The following is a 24,750-nucleotide window of genomic DNA, read 5'->3' as shown; positions in this document are numbered from 1 at the left end:
TCTGAGGCGAACTGCTGTGATTAGCGATTGATTTCGGCTAGGTAAGCGGCGACACCTTCTGCCACTGTCTTAAAGGATGCCGTGTATCCCGCTTCACGTACCTTGGTCAGATCGGCTTGTGTGTAGGCTTGGTAGCGACCTTTTAGGTGGTCGGGAAAGGGGATTTCCTCGATCTCTCCTTGACCGTGGAAGTCAATCACCGCGTTGGCAACGGCGCTAAAGGGCTCTGCACGACCGGTACCGCAGTTGTAAATACCGCTGATCTGTTGTTGCCAGAACCAAATGTTCATTGCGCAGACATCACCGACATAGACAAAGTCACGCTTGAACGTATCACTGCCCTCAAAAAGTTTAGGGTTTTCGCCTTTTAGAATTTGTTGATTGAGGTGATAAGCCACTGACGCCATGCTGCCTTTGTGCTGTTCTCGCGGACCATATACATTGAAGTAGCGGAAGCCAGTAATCGGTGGCAGTGTCTCGCCATGGGCCTTAGCATCTTCTTGCACGCGACGGACATAGTTGTCGAATTGCTGTTTGGAATACCCGTACACATTCAGCGCGCCTTCATACTCTGGCGCTTCAATAAAGTCACTGTCGCGGCCACCATAGGTGGCTGCTGACGAGGCATAAAGAAAGGGGATATCGCGATCAATACAATAATGCAACAGCTCTTTGGAGTACTCGTAGTTGTTGAGCATCATGTATTTGCCATCCCACTCTGTGGTGGCCGAGCAGGCACCTTGGTGGAAAATGGCTTCGATCGGGCCGAAGTTCTCACCGGCCATGATTTGGGTAAGGAAGTCTTCCTTATCCATATAATCTGCAATGTCGAGGTCAACCAGGTTAACGAATTTGGTGCCGTCTTTGAGGTTATCGACGACCACGATGTCACGGTAGCCTTGCTCGTTCAGTGCTTTTACTAAGTTGCTGCCAATCATGCCAGCACCACCAGTCACAAAAATCATATCGTTACCTAATTCATCTTTATCTGACGACAGACCCCGTCGCCATTACTGTTGACTGTGATAGTATGGTTGAGCATCAACCGGGCAGAGGACTGAACCATACATGAAAACCCGAGACCGAATTATCCATGCTGCACTGGCTTTATTCAATCAACATGGTGAGCCGAATATCACCACCAACCATATCGCGGCAGATCTCGGGATAAGCCCGGGCAACCTTTACTATCACTTCCGTAATAAAGAAGCGATTATACACAGTATATTCGACCAATACGCGCAAGATCTTGCCCTTGCCTTTGATCCTAGTCAGCCTCGTGACGATACCCAAGCTTTATTGCAGCACTATCTCGACGCGACCTTTAGCTTGATGTGGCGCTATCGATTTTTTTACGCCAATTTGCCGGATATTTTGCGCCGAGACGATGCACTGCAGCAAAAATACCTGGGGGCGCAGCAACAGCTGCAAACCAACTTGATGACCATCTTGCACCACTATCGGCAAGCCGGTTGGCTGAGCCTCAATGACAGCGCCTTGTCTGCGGTGGGAGAAACGCTTAAGCAAGTGGCGTCGAGCTGGATTTTTTATCAAAGTGCACAAGCTCCCCAAACGCAAATTCATGCAGGGGTGATCTACAAAGGTATTTTGCAGATGCTGGCATTGTTACATCCGCTGACATCGGCACAGGGACAAATGGCCATTACTGCGTTAATAGACCACTACGAGCAGCAGTTAGTTCGCCAAGACTCACGCTCACTGGACACATTGAACTGAGCTATCTCTCTAGGCGGTGATCGCATTGCGCGATATTCGCCCAGCTTGTCAGTGATTACACGATATGAATCACTGTCTCGCGCCCCTTATTGGCACAAAACGCGCGAACGTGCCATGATAGCAAGCATTCATTCGTCGTACACAATGTGTGCGGCGGCCTTCCCAAAGTAATCATCACAGCACGGAGATTGCGATGACGGCTGCCTTCTACCAGCAAATCCGTCATCAGCTTGAGCAAGTTAAAGCTGATGGCTTGTACAAAAGTGAACGCCTTATTACCTCACCACAAGCGGCCAGTGTCGCCGTCAATCATGAACAGCAGGTACTGAACTTTTGCGCCAATAACTATTTGGGGCTCGCCAATCATCCTGAGTTAGTGGACGCTGCCAAAGCAGGGATGGATGAGCACGGCTTTGGTATGGCGTCGGTGCGGTTTATTTGTGGCACGCAAGATGCTCACAAAACTCTGGAAGCCAAGTTATCTGACTTTCTCGGGATGGAAGATACCATCCTGTATTCCTCATGCTTTGATGCCAATGCGGGATTGTTCGAGACCATTCTCGGCCCAGACGATGCCATTATTTCTGATGCGCTTAACCATGCGTCAATTATTGATGGCGTGCGCTTGTGTAAAGCCAAGCGTTTCCGTTATGCCAATAATGATATGGATGAGTTGGAAGCCCAGTTAAAAGCGGCGAAAGCGGCGGGTGTGGCCAATATCTTGATTGTCACGGATGGTGTCTTCTCGATGGACGGCGTAGTGGCGAACTTGCCGGCTGTGTGCGATCTGGCGGAGCAATATGGCGCGTTGGTGATGGTGGATGACTCCCATGCGGTCGGCTTTATGGGCCAGAACGGTCGAGGCACCCACGAATACCATCAAGTGATGAACCGCGTTGACATCATCACTGGCACCTTGGGCAAAGCCATGGGCGGTGCTTCAGGAGGCTACACCTCAGGCAAAAAAGAGGTGATTGATTGGTTGCGTCAACGTTCGCGCCCTTACCTTTTCTCCAACTCGCTGGCCCCCGCGATTGTATCTGCCTCTATTCGCGTACTGGATATGCTGGCCGAAAGTGATCACTTGCGTGAGCAGCTTTGGGATAACAGCCAACACTTCCGTGCACGCATGACGGAAGCTGGCTTTACCTTGGCGGGCGCTGATCATGCCATTATTCCTGTGATGCTCGGTGATGCCAAAGTGGCCAGTGAGTTTGCCGAGCGGATGATGGAAGAGGGCGTCTATGTGGTGGGCTTCTCCTACCCAGTGGTGCCCAAAGGGCAAGCACGTATTCGCACCCAGATGTCAGCCGCGCATACGCGTGAGCAACTGGACCGTGCCATTGATGCCTTCATCAAAGTGGGCAAAGAGATGAAATTGATTGGGTAATGTCATGACACAAACAACCATGAAAGCCTTGGCCAAACTCAAGGCGGAGCCCGGCATTTGGATGACGGAGGCTGAGCTTCCTGAGCTGGGGCATAACGATCTGCTGATCAAAATTCGTAAAACGGCCATCTGTGGCACCGATGTGCATATTTATAAGTGGGACGAGTGGTCACAAAACACCATCCCTGTTCCTATGGTGGTCGGCCATGAATATGTCGGTGAAGTGGTCGGCATTGGCCAGGAGGTACGCGGTTTCTCATTGGGGGATCGCGTATCGGGTGAGGGCCATATCACCTGTGGGCATTGCCGTAACTGTCGTGGCGGTCGTACTCACCTGTGCCGCAACACGGTTGGTGTGGGCGTCAACCGTGAAGGTGCGTTTGCCGAGTACTTGGTGATCCCTGCGTATAATGCGTTCAAAATCCCCGATGAGATTTCGGATGACTTAGCCTCGATTTTTGACCCATTTGGCAACGCCGTCCATACCGCGCTCTCGTTTGATTTGGTCGGTGAAGACGTATTAATCACTGGCGCAGGCCCGATTGGCATTATGGCCGCTGCGGTGGCGCGCCATGTTGGGGCGCGTCATGTGGTGATCACCGATGTGAACGAGTATCGCCTTGAGCTTGCCCGCAAAATGGGCGTGACCCGCGCGGTCAACGTCGCCAATACCTCGCTGGAATCGGTGATGGAAGAGCTGGGGATGAGTGAAGGCTTTGATGTTGGCCTCGAAATGTCCGGCGTGCCCGCAGCGTTTAATAGCATGCTGACGGCCATGAATCACGGCGGCAATATTGCGCTTCTTGGGATCCCACCCAGTGATATGGGGATTGATTGGAACCAGGTGATTTTTAAAGGCTTGGTGATCAAAGGCATCTATGGCCGTGAGATGTTCGAAACTTGGTACAAGATGGCGTCGTTAATCCAATCTGGCTTGGATTTAACCCCGATCATCACCCATCACTACAGCGTGGATGACTTTCAACAAGGCTTTGATGTGATGTGCTCAGGCCAATCTGGCAAGGTGATCCTCGATTGGCAGAACTAAATGCCATGATTGCCGTGTCCATGTTGAACCGTGGCGATGGGCTCTGCTAGATGACAAACACGCCCGCCTACCCGGTGGGCGTTTTTAATCCAGCCAAGGGATGGGATTGGTGGTGTTGCCTTTGCGGCGAATTTCGAAATACAGAGAAGGGGTGGATTGGCCACCGCTGTCGCCCACCAAGGCGATAGACTCACCGGCGGTCACCGTATCGCCCACATCTTTGAGCAAGGCTTGGTTGTAGCCATACAAGGTCATGTCCCCTTTACCGTGATCGACGGCAATCAACAGGCCATAGCCACGCAACCAACTCGACAGCACCACTTTACCGGCATGGGCGGCTTTGACCTCGGTACCGCGCTTGGCACCAATCACGATACCATTCCATGACACCTCACCGGATTGGCGCTCGCCAAAGCGGTGGAGCAGCTTCCCTTGGGTAGGCCAGTGAAGTTTGCCTTTGGCCTTGCCAATGCCCGCCATTTTTACTTGCGCACGCCGCGCGGCCGCGGCGATCTGCTCTTGCAACCGTTGCTTATTAGCCTTGAGTTCAGCTAAATAAGCATTGTCGCTGGCAATTTTGGCCCGGATTTTTTTCGCGGTCTGGCTTTGCGAGGCTTGCTCTCGTTCCAACGCTTGTTTTTTCTCGGTTAACTCTGCGACCAAGCTTGCCTGCTTATCACGTTGCTGTTTGAGCTGATGGGCCGTGAGTTGGTAATCGGTGCGAGTCGCAGCTAATAATTCGATCGCCTCCCGCATGGTACTTGCAAGCACCTCAGCGTACTTGGTGAGGCGGTCAAGTTTCGCGGGTGACTCTTGGCTAAGCAGACGTTTAAGCTGATCATGCTCGCCTTGGCGATATTGAGCATCGATCAATTCGGCCAACTGTGCCTGCTGGGCAATCATCTCTTGTTTGAGTCGCGCTTGTTTTTTGCTGAGGCGCGTGATTTGGACATCGGTCTGCTGCAGGGTTTGCTGGGCTTGGCGTGTTTTTTTAGACAGGGTATCAATGCGTTTCGACTGTGCTTTTAGATCGCTTTGTAATGCATTGAGTTTTTTATTGTGCGCCGCCAATTGCGATTGCTGGCGGGCAATTTCATCGCTCACTCCCTCTAGCTCAGAGTTGGCATTGGCTGAGCCAATCAACAGGCAGAGAAAAACGCCAGTGCATAATGCACTGGCGCGGAGGGTTTGGCGTAAGCGTGTTCGTTTTTCCCGCATAGGGGGATTATTTCAGATCGAACAGTGGCTTGCCAGTCATCTCTTCAGGAATCTCCATACCGGTCAATGCCAGCATGGTCGGTGCCAGATCAGACAGCTTACCGCCCTCTTTCAAGCTTACCGGCTGACTCCCCACATACATCAGTGGGACAGGCAGGTTGGTGTGTGCGGTATACGCACCACCGGTCTCTTCGTTGACCATCATCTCAGCGTTACCATGGTCGGCGGTGATTAGCATCTGACCATCGACTTCTTTGATGGCTTCCAAGACACGGCCGATGCAGTGATCGACAGCTTCACAAGCTTGAACTGCCGCGTCATACACCCCAGTGTGGCCAACCATGTCGCCGTTTGGATAGTTACAGATGATCATATCGAACTTACCAGACTTAATCGCATCAACGAGCTTGTCGGTCAGCTCTTCTGAACTCATTTCTGGTTGCAGATCATAGGTAGCTACTTTCGGTGAGGCGACCAAGGCACGCTCTTCGCCTTCAAACACGGTCTCGATACCGCCGTTGAAGAAGAAAGTCACGTGTGCGTACTTCTCGGTTTCAGAGATACGCAGCTGAGTTTTACCATTTTTTGATAGCCACTCGCCAAGCGTGTTGGAGAGGCTTTCAGGTGGGAAGGCCACCGTGGTATCGATGTCGGCTGCATATTCTGTCAGCATCACAAAATCAGACAGCTCGGCGTATTTTTTACGCGTAAAGCCATCGAAATCCGGCATAAAGGCGCGCGTCATTTGACGAGCTCGGTCGGCACGGAAATTCATGAAAACGACCGCATCGCCATCGTTGATGGTCGCTTTGTTGTCACCGTCACGGTAAATTTCCGTTGGGGCGACGAACTCATCATTTTCTTCACGTGCGTAAGCCGCTTCCAAGCCTTCTACGGCGCTGGTCGCAGTGAATTCACCTTGTGCTTGGGTGAGCAAGTCATAGGCGCGCTCGACACGGTCCCAGTTGTTGTCACGGTCCATGGCGTAGTAGCGACCAACCAGTGATGCGGTACGGCCTTTACCCAGCTTTTCAAACAGGGCATCGAAGCGTTCTAGCGATGCTTTTGCACTGCGTGGCGGCGTATCACGGCCATCCAAGAAGCAGTGTAGATAAATCTGATCGGCGCCACGCTCTGCGGCCAGTTCAACCATGGCGGCAATATGATCTTCATGGCTGTGCACACCGCCTGGCGACATCAGGCCCATGATGTGTACGGCTTTGCCCTTATCGACGGCTTTATCAACGGCGGCCGTCAGCGCTGGCGTTTGATTAAACTCACCGTCCGCAATGGATTTGCCAATACGGGTCAAATCTTGGTAAACCACGCGGCCAGCGCCGATGTTGACATGGCCAACTTCTGAGTTACCCATTTGTCCATCAGGCAGACCCACATCGAAACCGGAGGCTGAAATCAGTGTGCTGTTATCGGCCATAAGGCTATCGATCACAGGCGTGTTGGCGTTGGTAATCGCGTTATCACTTTGAGGGTCGCGATAGCCCCAGCCATCGAGAATCACCAGTGCAAGTGGTTTTTTCGCAGACATGTTACGTCCTCTTAATTCAAGCAAAAGACTGACATTGGATGCCAATGACATTGGATGTCATGGAGCAACCACTGAGGCATGGAGCCAGATTCATGGCTAGCTTCAGGACTCAGTGTGTGCGTAATTTTACAACATTTTACGGGCTGATATGTAGGCTAAGATCAATTATCCCAGCTGACAAGTTAACCAGCAAGCCTTGGTTCACTTGCCTTCGACCCTTGACTCCCCTCATTATGGCGAAGATCGCCGCTGTGCGCGAATGGCTTGGCTCAATTTCTGCGATTGATGAAACCTTCTTTCTTTTCAAGTTATTGAGCGGAAGGTGAAAACGCGTGGACGTGCGTATGAGTGAGCAAACGCGCGATTTCGTCTCGGCAGGCTGTAAAACCATGGCGAGCAGGTTATACTCGACACCATTTTCACCCTTGATGGACTCTCGCCTTTGGCGAGACAAGCAAGCAGTATAGAGCAAAGGTTATGCAGGAATATATTGATTTTGTCTCCAACAACATGATTCTCACCCTTGTCTGGGTGGGTTTGGCGGCCGCTTTACTGATGTCGCTGATTAAACAAAAAACGGCTGCCTACAAAGTGGTCGGTCCTAATGACGCGGCGATCCTTAACAACCGAGAGAATGGGGTGTTTGTCGACATTCGTAGCCACGATGAATTTCGCGCTGGTCACATCACGGGTGCGCTTAATGTGTTACCGAGCGAAATCAAATCACAGTCGTTTGGTGAACTTGAAAAACACAAAAATGACCCCATCATTGTGGTATGTAAAACCGGTCAAACGGCGACTGACAGTGCCAATCAACTGGCGAAAGCGGGCTTCGAATCCGTGTATATTCTCAAAGACGGTTTGACCTCTTGGAACGATGCCAAAATGCCACTTGTTCGCGCCAAAAGCGGCAAGGGCAAAAGCAAAAAGAAAAAGTGATCCTTCACTCAATTCTCGAGCGACCGCATGACGCGGTGGCTCGCATTTTTTAATGTGCCAGTCGCATTTGCAATTTTTTAAATAAGGACGAACCATCATGGCTGAAGCCGAAAACAACCAACAAGCCGAGCAAAATTTTGCCATTCAACGCGTTTTTCTCAAGGACGTGTCTTTTGAAGCGCCAAACTCTCCAGAAGTGTTCCAGCAAGATTGGGCGCCAGACGTTAACCTTGATTTGGACACGCAAAGCCGCGAGTTGGGTGAAGGCATCTATGAAGTGATCTTGCGTTTGACCGTGACGGTGAAAAACCAAGAGAGTAATGCCTTCCTTTGTGAAGTGCAGCAGGGTGGTATTTTCTCTGTGTCAGGCATGGAATCGCCTCAATTGGCACATTGCCTGGGCGCTTTCTGTCCTAACATTCTTTTCCCTTATGCGCGTGAAACCATTTCTAGCCTCGTTGTGAAAGGGACCTTCCCGCAGCTAAACCTGGCACCGGTTAACTTTGATGCCTTGTTCATGAACTACCTGCAGCAGCAGGCAGGCGAAGCATCTAGCGAAGAAGATGCACAAGCATAAGGTGTGATGATGACAGATCTTGCTCCCACTCAAGACGCAGCGATTACGGTTCTGGGCGCTGGCTCTTACGGGACAGCGCTGGCGATCTCGTTGGCCAGAAACGGCGCTAACGTGGTGTTATGGGGGCACGATCCGAGTCATGTCGCGCAGCTAGAAATTGATCGCGCCAACCAAGCGTTTCTTCCCGATGTGGCGTTTCCAGACTCATTAGTGCTCTGTGCGGATCTTTCTGTTGCGGTCAATGCCAGTCGCGATTTGCTTGTGGTCGTCCCCAGCCATGTGTTTGCTGATGTACTGAGCCAGGTGCGCCCTCACTTACGGGCCGACTCTCGCATATGTTGGGCGACCAAAGGCTTAGAGCCGGAAACCGGGCGCTTATTGCAAGAGGTGGCGCGGGAACAATTGGGTGACGATATTCCGCTCGCGGTGTTATCGGGCCCTACGTTTGCCAAAGAACTTGCCGCGGGCATGCCGACCGCGATTTCGGTAGCCTCGCCTGACGCAGAGTTCGTGAGTGATTTACAAGAAACCATTCATTGCCAACACAGCTTCCGTGTGTATGGCAATCATGATTTTATCGGCATGCAGCTTGGCGGCGCGGTGAAAAATGTGATTGCCATTGGCGCAGGGATTTCCGATGGCATTGGCTTTGGCGCCAACGCACGGACGGCATTGATTACCCGCGGGCTTGCCGAAATGACCCGGCTGGGTGAAGCACTGGGCGCCTCTCGAGATACCTTTATGGGTATGGCGGGATTAGGGGATTTGGTGCTGACCTGCACCGATAACCAATCACGTAACCGACGCTTTGGCTTGGCCCTGGGGCAAGGTGAAGATGTGCAAGGTGCCCAAGACAACATTGGCCAAGTGGTCGAAGGGTATCGCAACACCAAAGAAGTATGGGCACTGGCCCAGCGTGCGGGGGTTGAGATGCCGATTGTTGAGCAGATTTATCAAGTGCTGTATCAAGGCAAACTGGCCCACCATGCTGCGCGCGATTTGCTGGCACGAGACAAGAAGTCCGAATAACAGCAAAGACAAAGAGAATAACGCGCGGGGTGAGAACCGCGCGTTTTTTTTATACACTGGCGTGGGGCGGTGTTGTCGCCTGAGTGGTAGATCATTTGGGATAAGGATGAAGGCAGTGAATCAGGCCAAAAAACAATGCCAACAAGATCGTGTCTGGCAAGCAGTGAAAAAAGAAGCGCGTGAGCATTCAGAGCGTGAGCCGATGTTGGCGAGTTTTTACCACGCCACCATTATTAAGCACGACAATTTAGCCAGCGCACTGAGCTATATTCTCGCCAACAAGCTTTCCACGCCCTCGATGCCTTCAATGGCGGTGCGAGAGGTGATAGAAGAAGTCTATGCCAACGATGCTTGTGTCGCGGAATCCGCGGCGTGTGATATTTGTGCCACCGTTGAACGCGATCCGGCTGTCGAATTGTATTCAACGCCACTTTTATACTTGAAAGGTTTTCATGCGTTGCAAGGCTTTCGGGTCGCTAACTGGCTATGGCGTCAAGGACGTAAAGAGCTAGCCACTTACTTACAAAACCAAATTTCGGTGACCAGCCAAGTGGACGTTCATCCAGCGGCCTGTATTGGTCGTGGCATTATGTTTGACCACGCCACGGGGATTGTTATTGGTGAAACCGCGGTCATTGAAGACAATGTGTCTATTCTCCAAGATGTCACCTTGGGCGGCACCGGTAAAGAGGGCGGCGACCGCCATCCGAAGATCCGTACGGGCGTGATGATTGGTGCCGGGGCGAAAATACTGGGTAATATTGATATCGGTGAAGGCGCGAAAATTGGCTCCTGCTCTGTGGTGCTTAACCCCGTACCGCCTCATACCACGGTGGCTGGCGTACCGGCGAAGATCGTGGGTCGGCCCAGCTCGCACATGCCATCGCTGGATATGGATCAAGAATTTAATGGCTCGCACAAGACATTTATCTCGGGAGACGGGATATGATGCGGCTTGCACAAGCGCGGATTGCATAATCGCGGCTTGCACAAGCGTGAGTATTGTTTTCTAGAGTGACGGGATAATGCGCCGACTCAAGTGTGGGGTCAGAACGAAAAACGGAGCCGAGGGCTCCGTTTTGGCAATAGATGAAAGCTTCGCCGCGAGTTAGAACAGCTTTTCGGCAACTTCGTACAAGTCGTCGCGGAATGGGCGCTTCATGTTTTCAATCGCGTCAACGATGTCATGATGCACCATTTTGTCATTCTGAATACCGACACAACGGCCACCTTCACCTTGTTGCAGAAGGTCAACGGCGTAAGCGCCCATGCGCGAGGCAAGAATGCGGTCAAAGGCACCCGGTTGGCCGCCACGCTGAATATGACCAAGAATGGTCGCGCGTGTTTCGCGGCCAGTTTCTGTCTCGATGAACTTCGCGAGTTCATTAGCGTCGGTCATCAGCTCAGTGATCGCGATAATCGCGTGTTTCTTACCTTTGTAGATGCCTTCTTTCACTTTGGCGAGAAGCTTGTCTTTATCCAAGCCGATCTCTGGGGTGATGATGTATTCACAGCCACCGGCAATCGAAGCCATCAAGGTTAAGTCACCACAATGGCGTCCCATCACCTCAACAATAGAGATACGCTGGTGAGAAGATGAGGTGTCGCGAAGGCGGTCAATGGCGTCAATCACCGTGTTCATCGCCGTCATATAGCCGATGGTGTAGTCCGTCCCCGCAACATCATTATCAATGGTGCCCGGCAGGCCAATACAGGGGTAACCCATTTCGGTCAGTTTCTTTGCCCCCATGAATGAGCCATCACCACCAATGACGACCAAGGCGTCGATACCGTGCATCTTCAGGTTCTGAATCGCTTGCTCACGGACTTTTTCGTCGGCAAACTCAGGAAAACGTGCCGAACCTAAAAATGTCCCGCCGCGGTTAATCACGTCGGAAACACTGGTGCGGTTGAGGCGTTCAATACGGTTTTGATGCAGGCCGAGAAAGCCATCATAAATACCACATACTTCTAAGCCTTCGCTGAGCGCGCTGCGAACCACACCGCGAATCGCTGCGTTCATACCTGGCGCATCACCGCCACTGGTCAAAACACCAATTTTTCTAACCATGGTTACCCTCTAACTGTTCGTCACTTAATTCGTGCCGATTGCGGTAATGGCAACCTGCTTGCCCCAGTGAACCCGCAATGACGATCGCTTAAACTGTAATTTTCCTACTTCTGTAATAGTATTACAATTGCTATAGAAAAAAAGTTGATACATGTCAGCCCGATGAGCTTTTGTTCACGTTACCTCTCACGCCTTTGCCTCTTTTGGCACCACCGATTTGGGATCTTGATGGATGATCACATCTGCCCCGGGAAAGGCGACGAGCAACCTATCTTCCACTTCATCGGCAATTGTATGTGCATCCACTAAGGGTAGCTCGTCATCCAGCTCTATGTGTAACTGGATAAACTTTGTCATCCCCGCCTGACGTGTGCGCAATTGATGAATGCCGTGCACCCCAACCACTGAGCTGGAGAGCACGGCAATTTTTTCTTGCTCTTCAAGCGGTAATTGCCTATCGAGTAGTGATTGGATGGCCTCATAAGCCATTTTAAGCGCTTGCGATAAGATAAACAGGCTGATGGCAATCGCAAACCAGGCATCGGCGTGTGTCCAGCCGTACCAACTCAGTCCAAGGGCAATAATAATCGCGACATTCATTAATAAATCAGATTGATAATGAAGGGCATCGGCGGCGATGGCGGGGCTGGCGGTTTTGCGGATCACCCACTTTTGAAACAGCACCAAGCCGAGGGTGATCACGGTGGCACCGACACTGACCATAATCCCCAGTTCAGGGGCGGCAATCGGTACAGGCTTGAACAAACGTTCGAGTCCACTGAGCAGCAAGAAGGAGGCGGAGCCAATAATGAAGGTGGATTGCGCCAAGGCGGCCAGTGATTCGGCTTTACCGTGGCCAAAACTGTGTTCGCTATCTGCCGGTTGTACTGCATAGCGCACCACGAGTAAGTTGGTGAGCGAGGCGAGCAAATCGAGCAATGAGTCAACAAACGAGGCCAGCACACTGACCGAGCCGGTGAGCCACCACGCGATGAGTTTGGCTAACAGGAGAAGGGTCGCCACACAGGTGGCTGCCCACGCCGCGGCTTCAACCCAAAACGCATACTTTTTTGTCATACAGAGGGCAGTCGGTTAATTAACACTGCCCTCAGTATATATGCCATTGACGGCAAACGTATGACACGGCGCAGGTTTAGCGCCAACAGTCACCTTTTTGACCCGGTTGACGATGCTCCCCTTTACCACGGTGACCGTGGCCGCGTTGCGCCCGCTTTTCCGTCATCGCATCGAAAAAGGCGCTCTGTTGCTCAGCGGTCAGCACGTGTAACATCGCATGCTGATGGCGGGCATGGCTAACGCGACGCTCAATATTAGGTTGTGACTGAGACGACAATAGGTCGCGCACCGCTGCTTCATCGAACGTCTCTTGGGTAAGCAGTGTATGCATATTGGTATGGAAGTCGCTTCGTGCTTGTTGGCGCTGGGCGCGATAGTCATCTCGCAATGCTTCAAGCTGCGTCTTTTGCTCAGCGGTCAAATCCAGATCACGCCACAGACTGCGGTCCATGCCACCACTAAAGTGCGGGGCAGCCAAGGTGGGAAGGGTCACTGCCGCAAGTGCTAAGCCAATCGTAAAGCGTTTCATCATCTCTCTCCTAATTGGAATGTTTACCCTAGTAGCCTACGGACTGGGATGTAAAGTGACGTTATTGGGTGTAAAGATGGGTAAAGTCACGCATGTGTGTGAGCCGCTATGATAGAAATACACCCTGTTGGGTGTCACAAACACGCCACCTTGGGAGTGAGTGTAAAAGCATGTATCAGGTTTTAATCATCGATGATGACACAGCGTTAACGGACCTTCTGAGCGAACTACTGTCTTTGGAGGGATTTGCGGTGCGCTGCGCGGATAACGGCCAAGTGGGGTTGGAGATGGCAAATGCGTCACCGCCCGATATCATTTTGCTAGATGTGATGATGCCAGTGCTCAACGGGATGGAAACCTTGCGCCAGCTACGCGCGACCTCCAACGTGGCGATTTTGATGCTCACTGCGCGAGGTGAGGAAGTGGATCGTGTGATGGGACTAGAATTAGGCGCGGACGACTATTTGGCTAAACCCTTTAGTGATCGTGAACTGCTTGCCCGAATGCGTGCCATTTTACGCCGGACGCAGGGAGATGGCGTTGAACCGGCGCAATCGGACGAGGAACCTGTCCTCGCCCACCATGACGTGCGGGTCTACCCACGCCGGTTGGAAACCCTATGTCAAGACAGGGCCGTGGAGCTAACGGGGATGGAAACCGAAATGCTCGCCTGTTTACTTCATCACCCTGGCGAAGTGGTAAGTAAAGCCCTGCTTAGCGAACAAGTACTGGGCAAGCGCTTAATGCCGTTTGATCGGGCGGTCGATGTGCATATCTCCAACTTACGCAAGAAGCTGCCCGAGCGCCTTGATGGTAAGCCAAGGATCAAAACATTGCGCGGGAAAGGTTACTTATGGGTCGATTAATAGCGCTGCGGCATCGTCTCGGTGAACGTTGGGCGCGATTACCCTTTCTTGGCAGCCTTTATGGTCGGGTTTTTATTATTTTTTGGCTCACTTTGCTGGTGGTGCTCGCGGCAGTGATGTGGGCACAACGTGGTGACCCGCGTAGCTTACATGCGATCCCATCCGTCGAAAAAGCGCGCATACAAGCTCAGATTGAGAAATTGATGGCCATCGCGCAGCGCCGAGAGGTACCGATCTCTGTGCTGGTGGCACGGCAAAATCAATATCACGGACACCGCCGAACACCGAACAAGCTCTACTGGGTGCCTGACAGCGCACCACTCGACGCGCTTCCTCGCGAGTTACGCCACTTTATGTCACGAACGTCAGACACTGCCGAGCCTTTGCAACGCCTCTATCATCGCCACATGTTCGCGGGGCCGTTTCCGGTCCAGACCTCCGATGCGTCGGGGCGTTTTTATCACGCCAGGCGTTGGCAGCCCAGACTGCCCTTTGTCCTCAAAATATTGGAAAAGCCGGAGCACTTATTAGGTGTCACCATGTTGGTGAGCACACCTTTATTATTGTGGTTAGCGTATACCTTAACGCGCCCGGCCAGGCGCTTTCAGGCGGCCAGTCAACGGGTGGCCCACGGGGAGTTAGTGACAGACTCTGATCTTGAGCAAGGCCCGAGGGAGTTTCGCGACGCGGGGCAGGGCTTTAACCAAATGGTGACCGCACTTAATCAGATGGTGACCGGACAACAACAGCTGGTCTCAGATATTTCTCATGAATTACGCTCACCGCTCACGCGTTTGCAAATGGCGCGGGCCCTCGCTGCGCGTGAGCTGGGCGATAGCGAGGCGTTAGCGAGAATTGAACGCGAAGCGAGCCAACTTGAGGCGTTGATCAGCGAGTTACTCACTTTGTCACGCTTACAATCCCAAGGCCACCTGGCGCGAGAAAGAATCAGTGCTGATGCCTTGTGGCAAACAGTGATAGAGGATGCCCAGTTTGAAGCCGGTCAACAGGGTAAGCAGGTCACCAGCAATGGGATCCCAGATGCCATGCTGACCGTTAATGTGCGCCTGGCGCGTAGTGCCTTAGATAACGTATTACGCAATGCCATTCACTATGCCGGCCAACACGTTCACATCAAGGTGGAACGAGACGCGGGACAGCTCTGCCTCTCGGTTGTTGATGATGGGCCTGGGGTGCCAGAGAGCATGTTAAAAGACATTTTCCGCCCGTTTTACCGGGTATCGGCCGCGCGCGATCGCCACAGTGGCGGCTCAGGATTGGGACTGGCGATTACCGCACAAGCGATTCAACAGCACGGTGGGCAGGTTAACGCATCCAACCGCCCACAAGGTGGGCTAGCGGTGTGTTTATACTGGCCATGTGGTTAATATTGCGCAATCCACAAGCGGTTGCGACAATACCGCCTTTGCTGGATTTTGCAGGTTACTGCCATGTTTGATATTGCGCTCTATGAGCCTGAAATTGCACCGAATACGGGCAATATTATTCGCCTGTGTGCCAATTGCGGCGCGCACTTACATCTGATTGAGCCGTTGGGTTTTGATCTTGACGAGAAGAAAGTCCGTCGCGCGGGATTGGATTATCATGATTTGGCGCGTGTGACACGTCATCAGGACTACACGGCGTTTGCAAAAGCGATGGCCAGCCGGCGGATCTTTGCGTGTACCACCAAAGCCACCCAGTTTCACACTGAGGCGACGTTTGCGGACGGTGATGTGTTGTTGTTTGGGCCAGAAACGCGCGGCTTACCCGATACGTTGATCCAAGCATTACCAGACGCGCAGCGGTTACGGATTCCAATGCAGCCAGAGGCACGTAGCCTTAACCTGTCTAATGCCGTGGCGATTATTGGGTATGAAGCGTGGCGGCAGTTTGGTTTTAATGGCGCGCAATAAAAAACGCCCCCAGCGATGGCTGAGGGCGTGGATCTTTCATGTCTTCGGCGCGTAATTTACGCTTTTTTCGCTTCTGCCGCGGCTTTAGCAATCGCCGCAAAGCCAGCAGCGTCAAGCGCGGCACCGCCAACGAGCGCGCCGTCGATGTCTGGCATTGCAAACAGCTCAGCGGCGTTGCCGGCTTTCACAGAACCACCATATTGAATCACGACTTTGCTTGCCACGTCTTCACTATAAGACGCAATATGCTTGCGGATCGCTGCATGGATATCTTGTGCTTGCTGCGCGGTCGCCGCTTTACCGGTGCCAATTGCCCAGATTGGCTCATAGGCGATCACGGCATCGTTCAAGGCTTCAACCCCTTGTGATTGGATTACAGCGTCAAGCTGACGTGCGCATACCGCGAGAGTTTCACCCGCTTCGTTCTGCGCGTCAGACTCACCGATACACAACACAGGCGTGAGGCCGTTTTCTTTCAAGAAAGCAAATTTCTGCGCGACAAATTCGTCAGACTCTTGATGATACTCGCGACGCTCTGAGTGGCCGATAATGATATGGGTCGCACCAAAGTCTTTCAGCATCTCTGCAGAGATATCACCGGTGAATGCGCCGCTGTTGTGTGTATCGACGTTTTGCGTACCGAGTTTAATCGCGCTATCAGCCAGCAGTTGCTCAGCTTGTGCCAAATACATCACTGGTGGCGCAACGGCCACATCGACGCCTTCAACGCCTTTCAGTTCAGCGTTAAGGCCGTTAAGCAGTTCAGTGACCATGGCTTTGCTGCCATTGAGTTTCCAGTTACCCATTACCAATGGACGGCGCATAGGAATTCCTCCGCGGTTTAGTTGATTTGAAGTCAAAAGATGTAAAGAAGGTAGTCTATTGTAGCGCGGCCTTCTCTGTTTAAAATCATAGAATGGCGAGAATGCTTTCGTTTTTACCCGTTTTAGGCCAAAAAGGGAACCTTAGGTAGTAAATTTTCATCATAAGGGCAGGCGGGTATCGACAAAAGTGTGACAGTCGCGCTCGTGGTAAGGCAAGACTTTCGGCACTATACGCGTGGGCGTGTTTAATGGAGGGAGGTTTTATGCCCCATCTGGTAATGGAATACACAGACGCACTGGCCGAGCGCGTCAATATTGATCAACTGGTGGATGACTTACACCGTGCTGCGATTGCTACCGGCAGCTTCGACCCCGAGGCCTTAAAATCACGCGCGGTACCGTGCGGTGTGTGGCGTGTGGGGGCACAGGCAGATCGCAGTGAGTTTGTTCATGTTGAATTTCGGTTACTCGCGGGGCGCAGTACCCAGCAAAAAGAAGCGATCAGTGATGCGTTGACCGTGCCGCTGCGTGAGCATGCCGGGCACGTCAGTAGTCTTACGGTAGACGTCCGTGATATGGATACCAGTAGCTACCGTAAGTGGGTGGGTACCACGCGCGCGATGTAGCGCATTTATGCGGGTGTAGGACACTCACACAAGGGTGGCTAAGTGGGACGGTCCGATCCTTTTGTCACGCCTTTTTTCGCGGCCTGCCCAACGCGAAAGTCCATAATGTCCGCCTGATGACGGCATAGTTCATCGGGGGCGGTAAACGCGGTGGCAAAGCGCGAATACTGGCGCGTCAGTGCTTGGAACAACATCATATTGACGTGTAATGGGTTCTTACCATGATCTATCATTCGATTGATATGGCTTAACATCGCATGTAGCTGAGGTTGGGTGGCGTAAGATGCATTGGCGATGACATCTTCACTCATACTAAGCCTCAATGCTTCTAATGCGTGTGGGTCTGACTCAGCCAGTGCCGCCAACTCATCGAAAGAGGGTAGGGTCTTCATCGCTTACTCCTTACACGCCGCCGATCATCTGATCGTGTTACCAAAGCGTTAATTTAACTATGAGCCGGAGGCTGGAGGGGATCAAATAAGCGATGTCTGGCTATATTGGCGGCCTGAATGAGGATGCAGACGGAGGCGGGGGCAATCGACTGAATCCGAATGGGTTTTTGTGATTAATTCTCGTCGATAAAAATGCCCTGCTTTACCGTATGCGTGTCAGCAAAGCAGGGGATCGGCTTACCAGTAGTGCTCGGTGGTCACGTTGCCTGGTTTACGGCGCAGGTTTTTGCTCAGTCCTTTACCTTCTAAGAGTGTTTTCACTTCTTTGACCATGGCCGGGTTGCCACACAGCATCACTTGGCTGTGTTCAGGCGTGAGGGGCAGACCCACTACCCGCTCGAGTAGCCCATCTTCCAGTGCGTGGGTCACGCGTCCAGAGAGCGCGCCCGCGGTTGGCTCGCGGCTGACGAAAGGTTGAACCACCAACTGATCGGGATACTTTTCTTGCAGCGCGTTAATGCGTGCTTGATAGGTTAAATCGGCGGCGAAGCGTACGGCATGCACCAATATCACTTTACGAAAACGTGACCACAGCTCGCCTTGTTCCATGAGTGAAATGTACGGGCCGATTGCCGTGCCAGTGGCAAACATCCAAAGGTGTTGGCCTTGCGGCACTTCATCGAGGGTAAAGTAGCCAGCCGGATCTTGCGTAATCATCACGTTGTCACCCGGCTCAAGCGCGTGGAGGCGGGGTGACATTAACCCGTCGGCGACACGGGTGGCATAAACTTCTAAATATTTACTTTGTGGAGGATTCACGAACGAGTAGGCACGCTGGATCAACTTGCCATCGATCTCCATGCCGAGTTTTGTGAATTGGCCTGCCTTAAACGGCTCGACAGGGGCGGATAACACCAGGCTGAAGAGATCCTTTGTCCAATGTTGGTTCTCCACGACCTCAGCCTTGATCCAAGTGGCCATATTACCTCCTCACGTCTTTTCTCCAATACGATATGTGCAGCGGCGCTGTCCAGAGACAATGTGCTCTTCGCGTTCGACCCGATAGGCCTCACCGAGCAGGTGGCGGAATAACTGGATTTCTGAGCGGCATAACGCCGGACAGGACTTCGCTGCATGACAGATAGGGCAGTGATGTTCAATCAGTATATAGTCGGTGCCGTCTTGATGAAGCTCGGCCATATATCCCTCGCTCTCTCTAAGATACGTCAAGGTTCGCAATTTAGCCTCTAAATTATCGCAATCTTTGAGTGCGTCTTGATATTGGGCAAAGGTGGCGGCTTCACGTTGGGCAATGACATCGGCAACACCTTGCTCGCCAAACACGTTTTGCACGGAATCGATAAGGGTAATCGATAAATCATGGTGGCTGTCGGCAAACCGCCGATGACCCTGGGCGGTTAGGGACCAATGACGAGAAGGTCTGCCCACTTTAGCGCGGATATCCTCAAAGTCGACCAAGCCATCGCGCTCTAAGCTTTGCAAATGCTGACGTACGCCCATGGTGGTCATGCCGAGCTGATCGGCCAAGACTTTCGCACTTACGCTGCCTTCGCGTTTGATGGTGTGTAGAATGCGGTCAGTGGACTTCATGATTCGATTTCGATTACCCCAATCGTGTCGTCGCAAATAAATAAAGTAAACTCTTTATAAAAGGATAATCGAAATCGACGGGCTTGACCAGTCTAGGGCCGTATTCACGGCCACTGGGGTTACAGGATGTGCGGTTTGATCGCCGTATCTTTGCGACTTAAATAATGGGTCGAACGGATCCGACGAATGGTGCGGCATTGCCCGCGTACCACCAAGGTTTCTGTGGTGGCTAAATCCCCGTGTCGGGTAATGCCATCGAGCAGATCGCCTTTGGTGATCCCAGTCGCCGCAAATACCACATTATCACTGCTGGCCATGTCCGATAGCGTCAACACCTGATGAGCGGTAATCCCCATTTGCGCGCATCGTGTCATTTCTTGTTCACCGAGCAAGCGGTTGTCTGGGGTATCCCCTTTCACGTCGTGACGTGGTAGCAATCGTCCTTGCATATCGCCGCCCAGGGCCCGGATCACGGCCGCGGATACCACACCTTCTGGTGCACCGCCAATGCCAACCATCACATCGACTTCACTTTCTGGCATACAGGTGAGAATAGAGGCCGCCACATCCCCATCGGGGAAGGCAAAGACACGGATCCCTTGCGCCTGCATGCTGGCAATGATTTCATCATGACGCGGTTTGGCCAAGGTGGCGACCACCAAGCTGTCGAGTGGTTTACCCAACGCTATCGCGACGTTTTCGAGGTTGTCGAGCAAAGGCTTATTGAGGTCAATCGCCCCTTTGGCACCGGGGCCGACGACCAGTTTTTCCATGTACATATCAGGGGCTTTTAAAAAGCTGCCTTTCTCGCCAGCGGCGAGGACTGCCAATGCGTTGGCTTGCCCCATGGCTGTCATTCGCGTGCCCTCAATCGGGTCAACGGCGATATCGACCGCATCGCCGCCTAAACCGACCTGTTCGCCAATGTAGAGCATGGGGGCATCATCAATTTCACCTTCCCCTATCACGATTTCACCGTCGATATCGGTGAGGTTAAGCAGGGTGCGCATTACTTCAACCGCCGCACCATCTGCCGCGTTCTTGTCTCCACGCCCCAGCCATTTGTACCCAGCCAATGCTGCGCCTTCGGTTACGCGCGAGAATGCCAATGCGAGATCACGTTTCATCAGTACTCCGGAAATGTCAGCCACACTAAGACGGGCCTTAGCCCAATTTGCGCGCAAGTCTACCAGAAAGAGAAAACGTTTGCGTGGAGTCGGGGCGGGCGTTTTTGTCTCATCCGGAAGGGCGATGACAAAAGGCGCTGCTTTTTTGCGCACTTGTACGCGAGCAGGTAGCGAGAACAGTGGCAGTCTGGTATCACCTGAGTACAATAAAGCCGGGGTGCACGTTCCGTTGCACGGGTTGCTGCGCATGAGGCAGTAACGGGATCAATCGTCAGAAATAAGGTGGCCTTGATGTCATTGGAAGTATTAGAACAACTCGAAGCTAAAGTACAAATGGCGGTGGATACCATTTCGCTGCTACAAATGGAAATCGAAGAACTCAAAGAAAAGAACGGCTCACTAGAGCAAGATGCCGTCGCGGAAAAAGAGCGCCGTGAGCAGCTTGAGCAGGAGAACGCTAAACTGCGCGATGAGCAGCAAGCATGGCAAGATCGCATTCGGACCTTGCTAGGTAAAATTGAGAACGTTGAATAAACAAAAACAGAGCCAATTGGCTCTGTTTTGCTATTCGGTATCAGACGACGAGTCAGTCGTCGTCTTCCGCATCGTCGAGGTCTTCGTCTGCCATGGTCAGCGCATCCGGTGAAAGGATCACGCCAGTGGTGTCGGCATAAACATGATCATCGGGCAAGAAAGTGACGCCGCCAAAGTTGACGGGGACATCCGTTTCACCGATACCTTGCTCATCAGTCCCCACTGGAATCGAAGCCAGTGCTTGAATGCCGATATCGATTTCATCGATGGTATCGACATCACGAACACAACCGTAAACAATCATGCCAGCCCAGTCGTTGTCAGCGGCAAGCTGCGCAATCTCGCCGTCAATAAGGGCGCGACGTAACGAACCGCCGCCATCAATCAGCATAATTCGCTGCTCGCCGTCTTGCTCGGCCATTTCACGAATTAACCCATTGTCCTCAAAGCATTTTACTGTGGTAATTTGGCCACCAAACGAGCTGCGGCCCCCATAAGAGCTAAACATTGGCTCCACGACATCCACGTGTTCGGGGTACATGTCGCATAGTTCCGAGGTATTATATTCCATAGTCTAACTTCTTGTTGAGGCAGAAAAAGGCTGGCAAGCTAGCGTTGCCAACATGGCAAGTCCAAGTATAACGAGCCCATAAGGGTTTGCAATGTTAAAGCGGCCAATCTGTGGCCTAATTAGACCAACAGCATACCCGTCATAAACAGGCCATTAGTGATCAGTGCACAACGCACCATGGTTCCCATCATGGGGCGCAGGGCGCTGGCATTAGTGGCTTGATAGACGTCACGCCCGTGGCGCGCCAGAAATGGGACACCAGCGAGGAACAACCAACCCAACCAAGCTTGCAAGGTAAGGGCAGCAAACAAGGAATAACAAACGATCGCGCCGGCCAGCAAGATCACGTGATACTGACGCCCGCGCTCCGGCCCTAAACGCACCACCAAGGTATGCTTACCACAAGCGCGATCGTTATCAATATCTCGTAAATTGTTGATGTTTAATACGCCCACCGCCAGCAAGCCGCAAGCGGTGGCAGGAAGTATGATTAAAGAATCAATATGACCGACCTGCAAATAGTAGGTGCCGGCCACCCCGAGCCAGCCAAAAAACATCAGTACCGATAAATCCCCTAGCCCGCGATAGCCATACGGTTTGTTGCCCACGGTGTAGGTAATGGCTGCCACTATCGCCATCACGCCAAGCAGCAAGAAACTGATAATGTCGGTCGGTTGTTGGCAGGCTATCGCAATCAGTGAGCCACCACTGAGTAGGGTCAAACCAATATTGAGCATGAGCGCGCGGCGCATGGTGGTCAGGCTGACATGGCCGGATTGGATGGCACGCATGGGGCCGATACGCGTCGCGTTATCCGTGCCTTTTAGTGCATCACCATAGTCGTTCGCGAGGTTAGACAGGATCTGCAGCAATAAGGCAGTCACCAGCGCCATCAAGCTGATTGACCATGACAGGCTCCCTTGTGAGGCGGCGACAGCACTGCCGGACAAAATCGAGGTAACGGCCAGCGGTAGGGTTTTAGGTCGCGCCGCATCCAGCCATATCGCAAGAGTAGAAGGCCGCATAGCGATCCTCAAGACGAAAAAACGATGCCACTATTATCGCGCAAGCGGGGAGAGGAGTAACCCATTGTTGGCTGAAATCCGACTTGCTATTGCGCTAGCTCAACTTTTGATGCAAAAAAGGGCAGCGTTTGCTGCCCTAGTGTTGTGGTCTCTCGCACGCTTAGAGGATGAAACGACTCAAATCTTCGTCGTCAACTAACTCTTCGAGGTGGCGGCGGACATAATCGGCATCGACGGTGACGCTTTGACCGGCACGCTCGCTGGCGTCGTATGAGACCTCTTCCATCAAGCGCTCCATCAAGGTATGTAGACGACGGGCACCGATGTTTTCGGTTTTCTCGTTCACACGCCATGCGGCAGAGGCCAGCTCATCAATACCACTTTCCTCAAACGTCAGATCAATGTCTTCGGTTTTCAGCAGTGCGGTATATTGCTGGGTGAGCGAGGCATTTGGCTCGGTGAGGATCCGCTTGAAGTCATCGGTAGATAGTGCTTCAAGCTCAACACGGATGGGCAAGCGGCCTTGCAATTCAGGGATCAGATCAGACGGCCGTGATACTTGGAAAGCGCCCGAGGCGATAAACAAGATATGGTCGGTTTTGATCATCCCGTGCTTGGTGGACACTGTGCTGCCTTCGACCAATGGCAAGAGATCGCGTTGCACCCCTTCGCGAGACACATCGCCACCGCTGGTGTTGCCTGATTTACAGATCTTATCGATTTCATCCACGAACACGATACCGTTGTTCTCCACCATGTGGATGGCTTGCTCTTTGATTTCTTCTTGGTTAACCAGCTTGGCGGCTTCTTCCTCGGTCAGCGCTTTCATGGCGTCTTTGATCTTCATCTTACGCTTTTTGGTGCTGTTGCCACCGAGGTTTTGGAACATGCTTTGCAGCTGGTTGGTCATCTCTTCCATGCCTGGTGGCGACATGATTTCTACGCCCATTTGTGGGGCGGCGACATCGACTTCCACTTCTTTATCATCAAGCTGGCCTTCGCGTAACTTTTTACGAAAGCTCTGCCGCGTTGAAGAGTCCTCTTGGCTGTCCTCGTTTTGGCCCCATGCGTCGCGTGCTGGTGGCAGCAAGATATCGAGGATACGATCTTCTGCTTGTTCTTCTGCGCGGAATTTGACCTTTTCCATCGCTTGCTGCTGGGTCATGTTCATCGCCACATCCGCGAGATCGCGAATAATGGTTTCTACTTCTTTCCCTACATAACCCACTTCGGTGAATTTGGTGGCTTCCACCTTGATAAAAGGCGCGTTCGCGAGTCGTGCCAACCGGCGAGCGATCTCTGTTTTGCCCACACCAGTTGGACCTATCATCAAGATGTTTTTTGGGGTGACTTCCGCACGCAGCTCTTCGGCAAGCTGCATTCGGCGCCAGCGGTTTCGCAGTGCGATCGCCACCGCACGTTTGGCATTGTCTTGACCGATAATGTGACGGTCAAGCTCATGCACGATTTCGCGTGGAGTCATTTCAGACATCACTAATCCTGTTTCTTACTCTCGAGTTCTTCAACCGTGTGTTGCTGGTTAGTAAACACACATATATCACCGGCGATGGTTAGCGCTTTCTCTGCGATCTCGCGGGCATCTAACGCCGTGTTTTCAAGCATAGCAACCGCGGCGGCTTGGGCATAGTTGCCGCCAGAGCCAATAGCGATCAAATCGCGTTCGGGTTCAACCACATCGCCGTTACCCGTAATGATTAATGAGGCGGTTTCATCGGCGACGGCCAGTAGGGCCTCTAATCGACGCAGTGCGCGATCAGTGCGCCATTCTTTAGCAAGTTCAACCGCCGCTTTGGTTAGGTGACCTTGGTGCAGTTCAAGCTTGCGCTCGAAGCGCTCAAATAAGGTGAAGGCGTCAGCAGTGCCACCAGCAAATCCGGCGAGTACTTGGCCGTTATACAAACGGCGAACTTTTCGGGCATTGCCTTTCATGACAGTATTGCCGAGTGACACTTGGCCATCGCCAGCAATAACCACTTTACCTTCGCGACGAACGGAGACGATTGTAGTCACGGGAACCTCTTTCTTTGTGTCTGGTACACCAGATGGGTGATTACTGTATGAGGTTGGGCTTTACCG

The 24,750-nt window shown here is 52.4% G+C and carries 27 protein-coding genes; 12 read left to right on the top strand and 15 right to left on the bottom strand.

Going from position 1 to position 24,750, the window contains the following annotated elements; translation table 11 throughout:
* Positions 1 to 20: 20 nt before the first annotated feature.
* Positions 21 to 965 (bottom strand): ADP-glyceromanno-heptose 6-epimerase, encoded by a 945-nt coding sequence (gene rfaD / locus BGL48_RS06560; protein WP_069361909.1) that lies wholly within the window; start codon positions 963 to 965, stop codon positions 21 to 23.
* Positions 966 to 1,068: 103 nt separating this feature from the next.
* Here rfaD and BGL48_RS06555 point away from each other — a divergent pair, with 103 nt between their 5' ends.
* From BGL48_RS06555 to tdh, 3 genes are all read left to right on the top strand, one after another.
* Positions 1,069 to 1,737 carry a TetR/AcrR family transcriptional regulator gene (locus tag BGL48_RS06555; protein ID WP_069361908.1) on the top strand — a complete coding sequence of 223 codons (669 nt, stop codon included), beginning with the start codon at positions 1,069 to 1,071 and terminating at the stop codon, positions 1,735 to 1,737.
* A gap of 193 nt (positions 1,738 to 1,930) precedes the next feature.
* Positions 1,931 to 3,127 carry a glycine C-acetyltransferase gene (locus tag BGL48_RS06550; RefSeq protein WP_069361907.1) on the top strand — a complete coding sequence of 399 codons (1,197 nt, stop codon included), beginning with the start codon at positions 1,931 to 1,933 and terminating at the stop codon, positions 3,125 to 3,127.
* A 19-nt stretch (positions 3,128 to 3,146) separates the two neighbouring features.
* A complete protein-coding gene (gene tdh, locus BGL48_RS06545; RefSeq protein ID WP_100297960.1) occupies positions 3,147 to 4,175 on the top strand; it encodes an L-threonine 3-dehydrogenase in 1,029 nt (342 codons plus the stop codon).
* Between the two features lie 84 nt (positions 4,176 to 4,259).
* Here the strand turns inward: tdh and BGL48_RS06540 are convergent, their stop codons facing one another.
* Positions 4,260 to 5,393: a peptidoglycan DD-metalloendopeptidase family protein gene (locus tag BGL48_RS06540; protein WP_069361905.1), complete on the bottom strand. Its 1,134-nt coding sequence runs from the start codon at positions 5,391 to 5,393 to the stop codon at positions 4,260 to 4,262.
* Between the two features lie 7 nt (positions 5,394 to 5,400).
* On the bottom strand, positions 5,401 to 6,939 hold the full coding sequence (gene gpmM, locus BGL48_RS06535; protein ID WP_069361904.1) for a 2,3-bisphosphoglycerate-independent phosphoglycerate mutase: 1,539 nt from the start codon (positions 6,937 to 6,939) through the stop codon (positions 5,401 to 5,403).
* Between the two features lie 477 nt (positions 6,940 to 7,416).
* On the opposite strand from gpmM, the gene BGL48_RS06525 reads away from it, so the two are divergent.
* The 4 genes from BGL48_RS06525 to cysE all read left to right on the top strand — a co-directional run bounded on the left by BGL48_RS06525 (position 7,417) and on the right by cysE (position 10,433).
* Complete coding sequence (locus tag BGL48_RS06525) at positions 7,417 to 7,878, top strand: rhodanese-like domain-containing protein (RefSeq protein ID WP_069361902.1); 462 nt, start codon at positions 7,417 to 7,419, stop codon at positions 7,876 to 7,878.
* A gap of 97 nt (positions 7,879 to 7,975) precedes the next feature.
* The gene (gene secB, locus BGL48_RS06520; RefSeq protein WP_069361901.1) at positions 7,976 to 8,455 is read left to right on the top strand and encodes a protein-export chaperone SecB; all 480 of its coding nucleotides are present in this window, start codon (positions 7,976 to 7,978) and stop codon (positions 8,453 to 8,455) included.
* Between the two features lie 9 nt (positions 8,456 to 8,464).
* Entirely contained in the window at positions 8,465 to 9,484 is a 1,020-nt protein-coding gene (gpsA, locus tag BGL48_RS06515) for an NAD(P)H-dependent glycerol-3-phosphate dehydrogenase (RefSeq protein WP_069361900.1), read from the top strand.
* Positions 9,485 to 9,599: 115 nt separating this feature from the next.
* Positions 9,600 to 10,433: a serine O-acetyltransferase gene (cysE, locus tag BGL48_RS06510; protein WP_231637427.1), complete on the top strand. Its 834-nt coding sequence runs from the start codon at positions 9,600 to 9,602 to the stop codon at positions 10,431 to 10,433.
* A gap of 159 nt (positions 10,434 to 10,592) precedes the next feature.
* Here cysE and pfkA read toward each other — a convergent pair whose 3' ends face one another.
* From pfkA to BGL48_RS06495, 3 genes are all read right to left on the bottom strand, one after another.
* A complete protein-coding gene (pfkA, locus tag BGL48_RS06505) occupies positions 10,593 to 11,555 on the bottom strand; it encodes a 6-phosphofructokinase (RefSeq protein ID WP_069361899.1) in 963 nt (320 codons plus the stop codon).
* Between the two features lie 186 nt (positions 11,556 to 11,741).
* Positions 11,742 to 12,632: a CDF family cation-efflux transporter FieF gene (gene fieF, locus BGL48_RS06500; RefSeq protein ID WP_069361898.1), complete on the bottom strand. Its 891-nt coding sequence runs from the start codon at positions 12,630 to 12,632 to the stop codon at positions 11,742 to 11,744.
* A gap of 76 nt (positions 12,633 to 12,708) precedes the next feature.
* The gene (locus BGL48_RS06495) at positions 12,709 to 13,164 is read right to left on the bottom strand and encodes a Spy/CpxP family protein refolding chaperone (RefSeq protein ID WP_083238465.1); all 456 of its coding nucleotides are present in this window, start codon (positions 13,162 to 13,164) and stop codon (positions 12,709 to 12,711) included.
* 167 nt (positions 13,165 to 13,331) lie between these two features.
* Here BGL48_RS06495 and BGL48_RS06490 point away from each other — a divergent pair, with 167 nt between their 5' ends.
* The 3 genes from BGL48_RS06490 (at position 13,332) to BGL48_RS06480 (ending at position 15,943) form a co-directional block, all read left to right on the top strand.
* A complete protein-coding gene (locus tag BGL48_RS06490) occupies positions 13,332 to 14,027 on the top strand; it encodes a response regulator (protein ID WP_069361896.1) in 696 nt (231 codons plus the stop codon).
* Entirely contained in the window at positions 14,015 to 15,415 is a 1,401-nt protein-coding gene (cpxA, locus tag BGL48_RS06485; protein ID WP_069361895.1) for an envelope stress sensor histidine kinase CpxA, read from the top strand. The genes BGL48_RS06490 and cpxA overlap by 13 nt, the downstream gene beginning before the upstream one ends.
* A 63-nt stretch (positions 15,416 to 15,478) precedes the next feature.
* Complete coding sequence (locus BGL48_RS06480) at positions 15,479 to 15,943, top strand: tRNA (cytidine(34)-2'-O)-methyltransferase (RefSeq protein WP_069361894.1); 465 nt, start codon at positions 15,479 to 15,481, stop codon at positions 15,941 to 15,943.
* A gap of 56 nt (positions 15,944 to 15,999) precedes the next feature.
* Here BGL48_RS06480 and tpiA read toward each other — a convergent pair whose 3' ends face one another.
* Positions 16,000 to 16,767, bottom strand: coding sequence for a triose-phosphate isomerase (gene tpiA / locus BGL48_RS06475; protein ID WP_069361893.1), 768 nt, complete (start codon positions 16,765 to 16,767; stop codon positions 16,000 to 16,002).
* Positions 16,768 to 17,030: 263 nt separating this feature from the next.
* Here tpiA and BGL48_RS06470 point away from each other — a divergent pair, with 263 nt between their 5' ends.
* Positions 17,031 to 17,393, top strand: a complete 363-nt coding sequence (locus tag BGL48_RS06470; RefSeq protein ID WP_069361892.1) for a 5-carboxymethyl-2-hydroxymuconate Delta-isomerase — start codon at positions 17,031 to 17,033, stop codon at positions 17,391 to 17,393.
* A gap of 38 nt (positions 17,394 to 17,431) precedes the next feature.
* Here BGL48_RS06470 and BGL48_RS06465 read toward each other — a convergent pair whose 3' ends face one another.
* The 4 genes from BGL48_RS06465 to glpX form a co-directional block, all read right to left on the bottom strand.
* Entirely contained in the window at positions 17,432 to 17,785 is a 354-nt protein-coding gene (locus BGL48_RS06465) for a DUF3135 domain-containing protein (protein ID WP_069361891.1), read from the bottom strand.
* 237 nt (positions 17,786 to 18,022) lie between these two features.
* Positions 18,023 to 18,766 carry a ferredoxin--NADP reductase gene (locus BGL48_RS06460; protein ID WP_069361890.1) on the bottom strand — a complete coding sequence of 248 codons (744 nt, stop codon included), beginning with the start codon at positions 18,764 to 18,766 and terminating at the stop codon, positions 18,023 to 18,025.
* Between the two features lie 9 nt (positions 18,767 to 18,775).
* Positions 18,776 to 19,396 (bottom strand): helix-turn-helix transcriptional regulator, encoded by a 621-nt coding sequence (locus BGL48_RS06455; RefSeq protein WP_069361889.1) that lies wholly within the window; start codon positions 19,394 to 19,396, stop codon positions 18,776 to 18,778.
* A 119-nt stretch (positions 19,397 to 19,515) separates the two neighbouring features.
* The gene (glpX, locus tag BGL48_RS06450) at positions 19,516 to 20,523 is read right to left on the bottom strand and encodes a class II fructose-bisphosphatase (RefSeq protein ID WP_069361888.1); all 1,008 of its coding nucleotides are present in this window, start codon (positions 20,521 to 20,523) and stop codon (positions 19,516 to 19,518) included.
* 291 nt (positions 20,524 to 20,814) lie between these two features.
* Here glpX and zapB point away from each other — a divergent pair, with 291 nt between their 5' ends.
* Positions 20,815 to 21,057 carry a cell division protein ZapB gene (zapB, locus tag BGL48_RS06445; protein ID WP_069361887.1) on the top strand — a complete coding sequence of 81 codons (243 nt, stop codon included), beginning with the start codon at positions 20,815 to 20,817 and terminating at the stop codon, positions 21,055 to 21,057.
* Positions 21,058 to 21,109: 52 nt separating this feature from the next.
* Here zapB and rraA read toward each other — a convergent pair whose 3' ends face one another.
* From rraA to hslV, 4 genes are all read right to left on the bottom strand, one after another.
* Positions 21,110 to 21,628, bottom strand: coding sequence for a ribonuclease E activity regulator RraA (gene rraA / locus BGL48_RS06440; protein ID WP_069361886.1), 519 nt, complete (start codon positions 21,626 to 21,628; stop codon positions 21,110 to 21,112).
* Between the two features lie 119 nt (positions 21,629 to 21,747).
* A complete protein-coding gene (locus BGL48_RS06435) occupies positions 21,748 to 22,653 on the bottom strand; it encodes a 1,4-dihydroxy-2-naphthoate polyprenyltransferase (protein WP_069361885.1) in 906 nt (301 codons plus the stop codon).
* A gap of 160 nt (positions 22,654 to 22,813) precedes the next feature.
* Positions 22,814 to 24,145, bottom strand: a complete 1,332-nt coding sequence (gene hslU / locus BGL48_RS06430; RefSeq protein ID WP_069361884.1) for an HslU--HslV peptidase ATPase subunit — start codon at positions 24,143 to 24,145, stop codon at positions 22,814 to 22,816.
* 2 nt (positions 24,146 to 24,147) lie between these two features.
* The gene (hslV, locus tag BGL48_RS06425) at positions 24,148 to 24,684 is read right to left on the bottom strand and encodes an ATP-dependent protease subunit HslV (RefSeq protein ID WP_069361883.1); all 537 of its coding nucleotides are present in this window, start codon (positions 24,682 to 24,684) and stop codon (positions 24,148 to 24,150) included.
* Between the last annotated feature and the right edge of the window lie 66 nt (positions 24,685 to 24,750).

The sequence above is a fragment of the Salinivibrio sp. SS3 genome (genome assembly GCF_001722105.1).
GTDB lineage: Bacteria > Pseudomonadota > Gammaproteobacteria > Enterobacterales > Vibrionaceae > Salinivibrio > Salinivibrio kushneri.
Note: the sequence above shows the minus strand (reverse complement) of the source record. Positions and strands in the feature narration are given on the sequence as shown.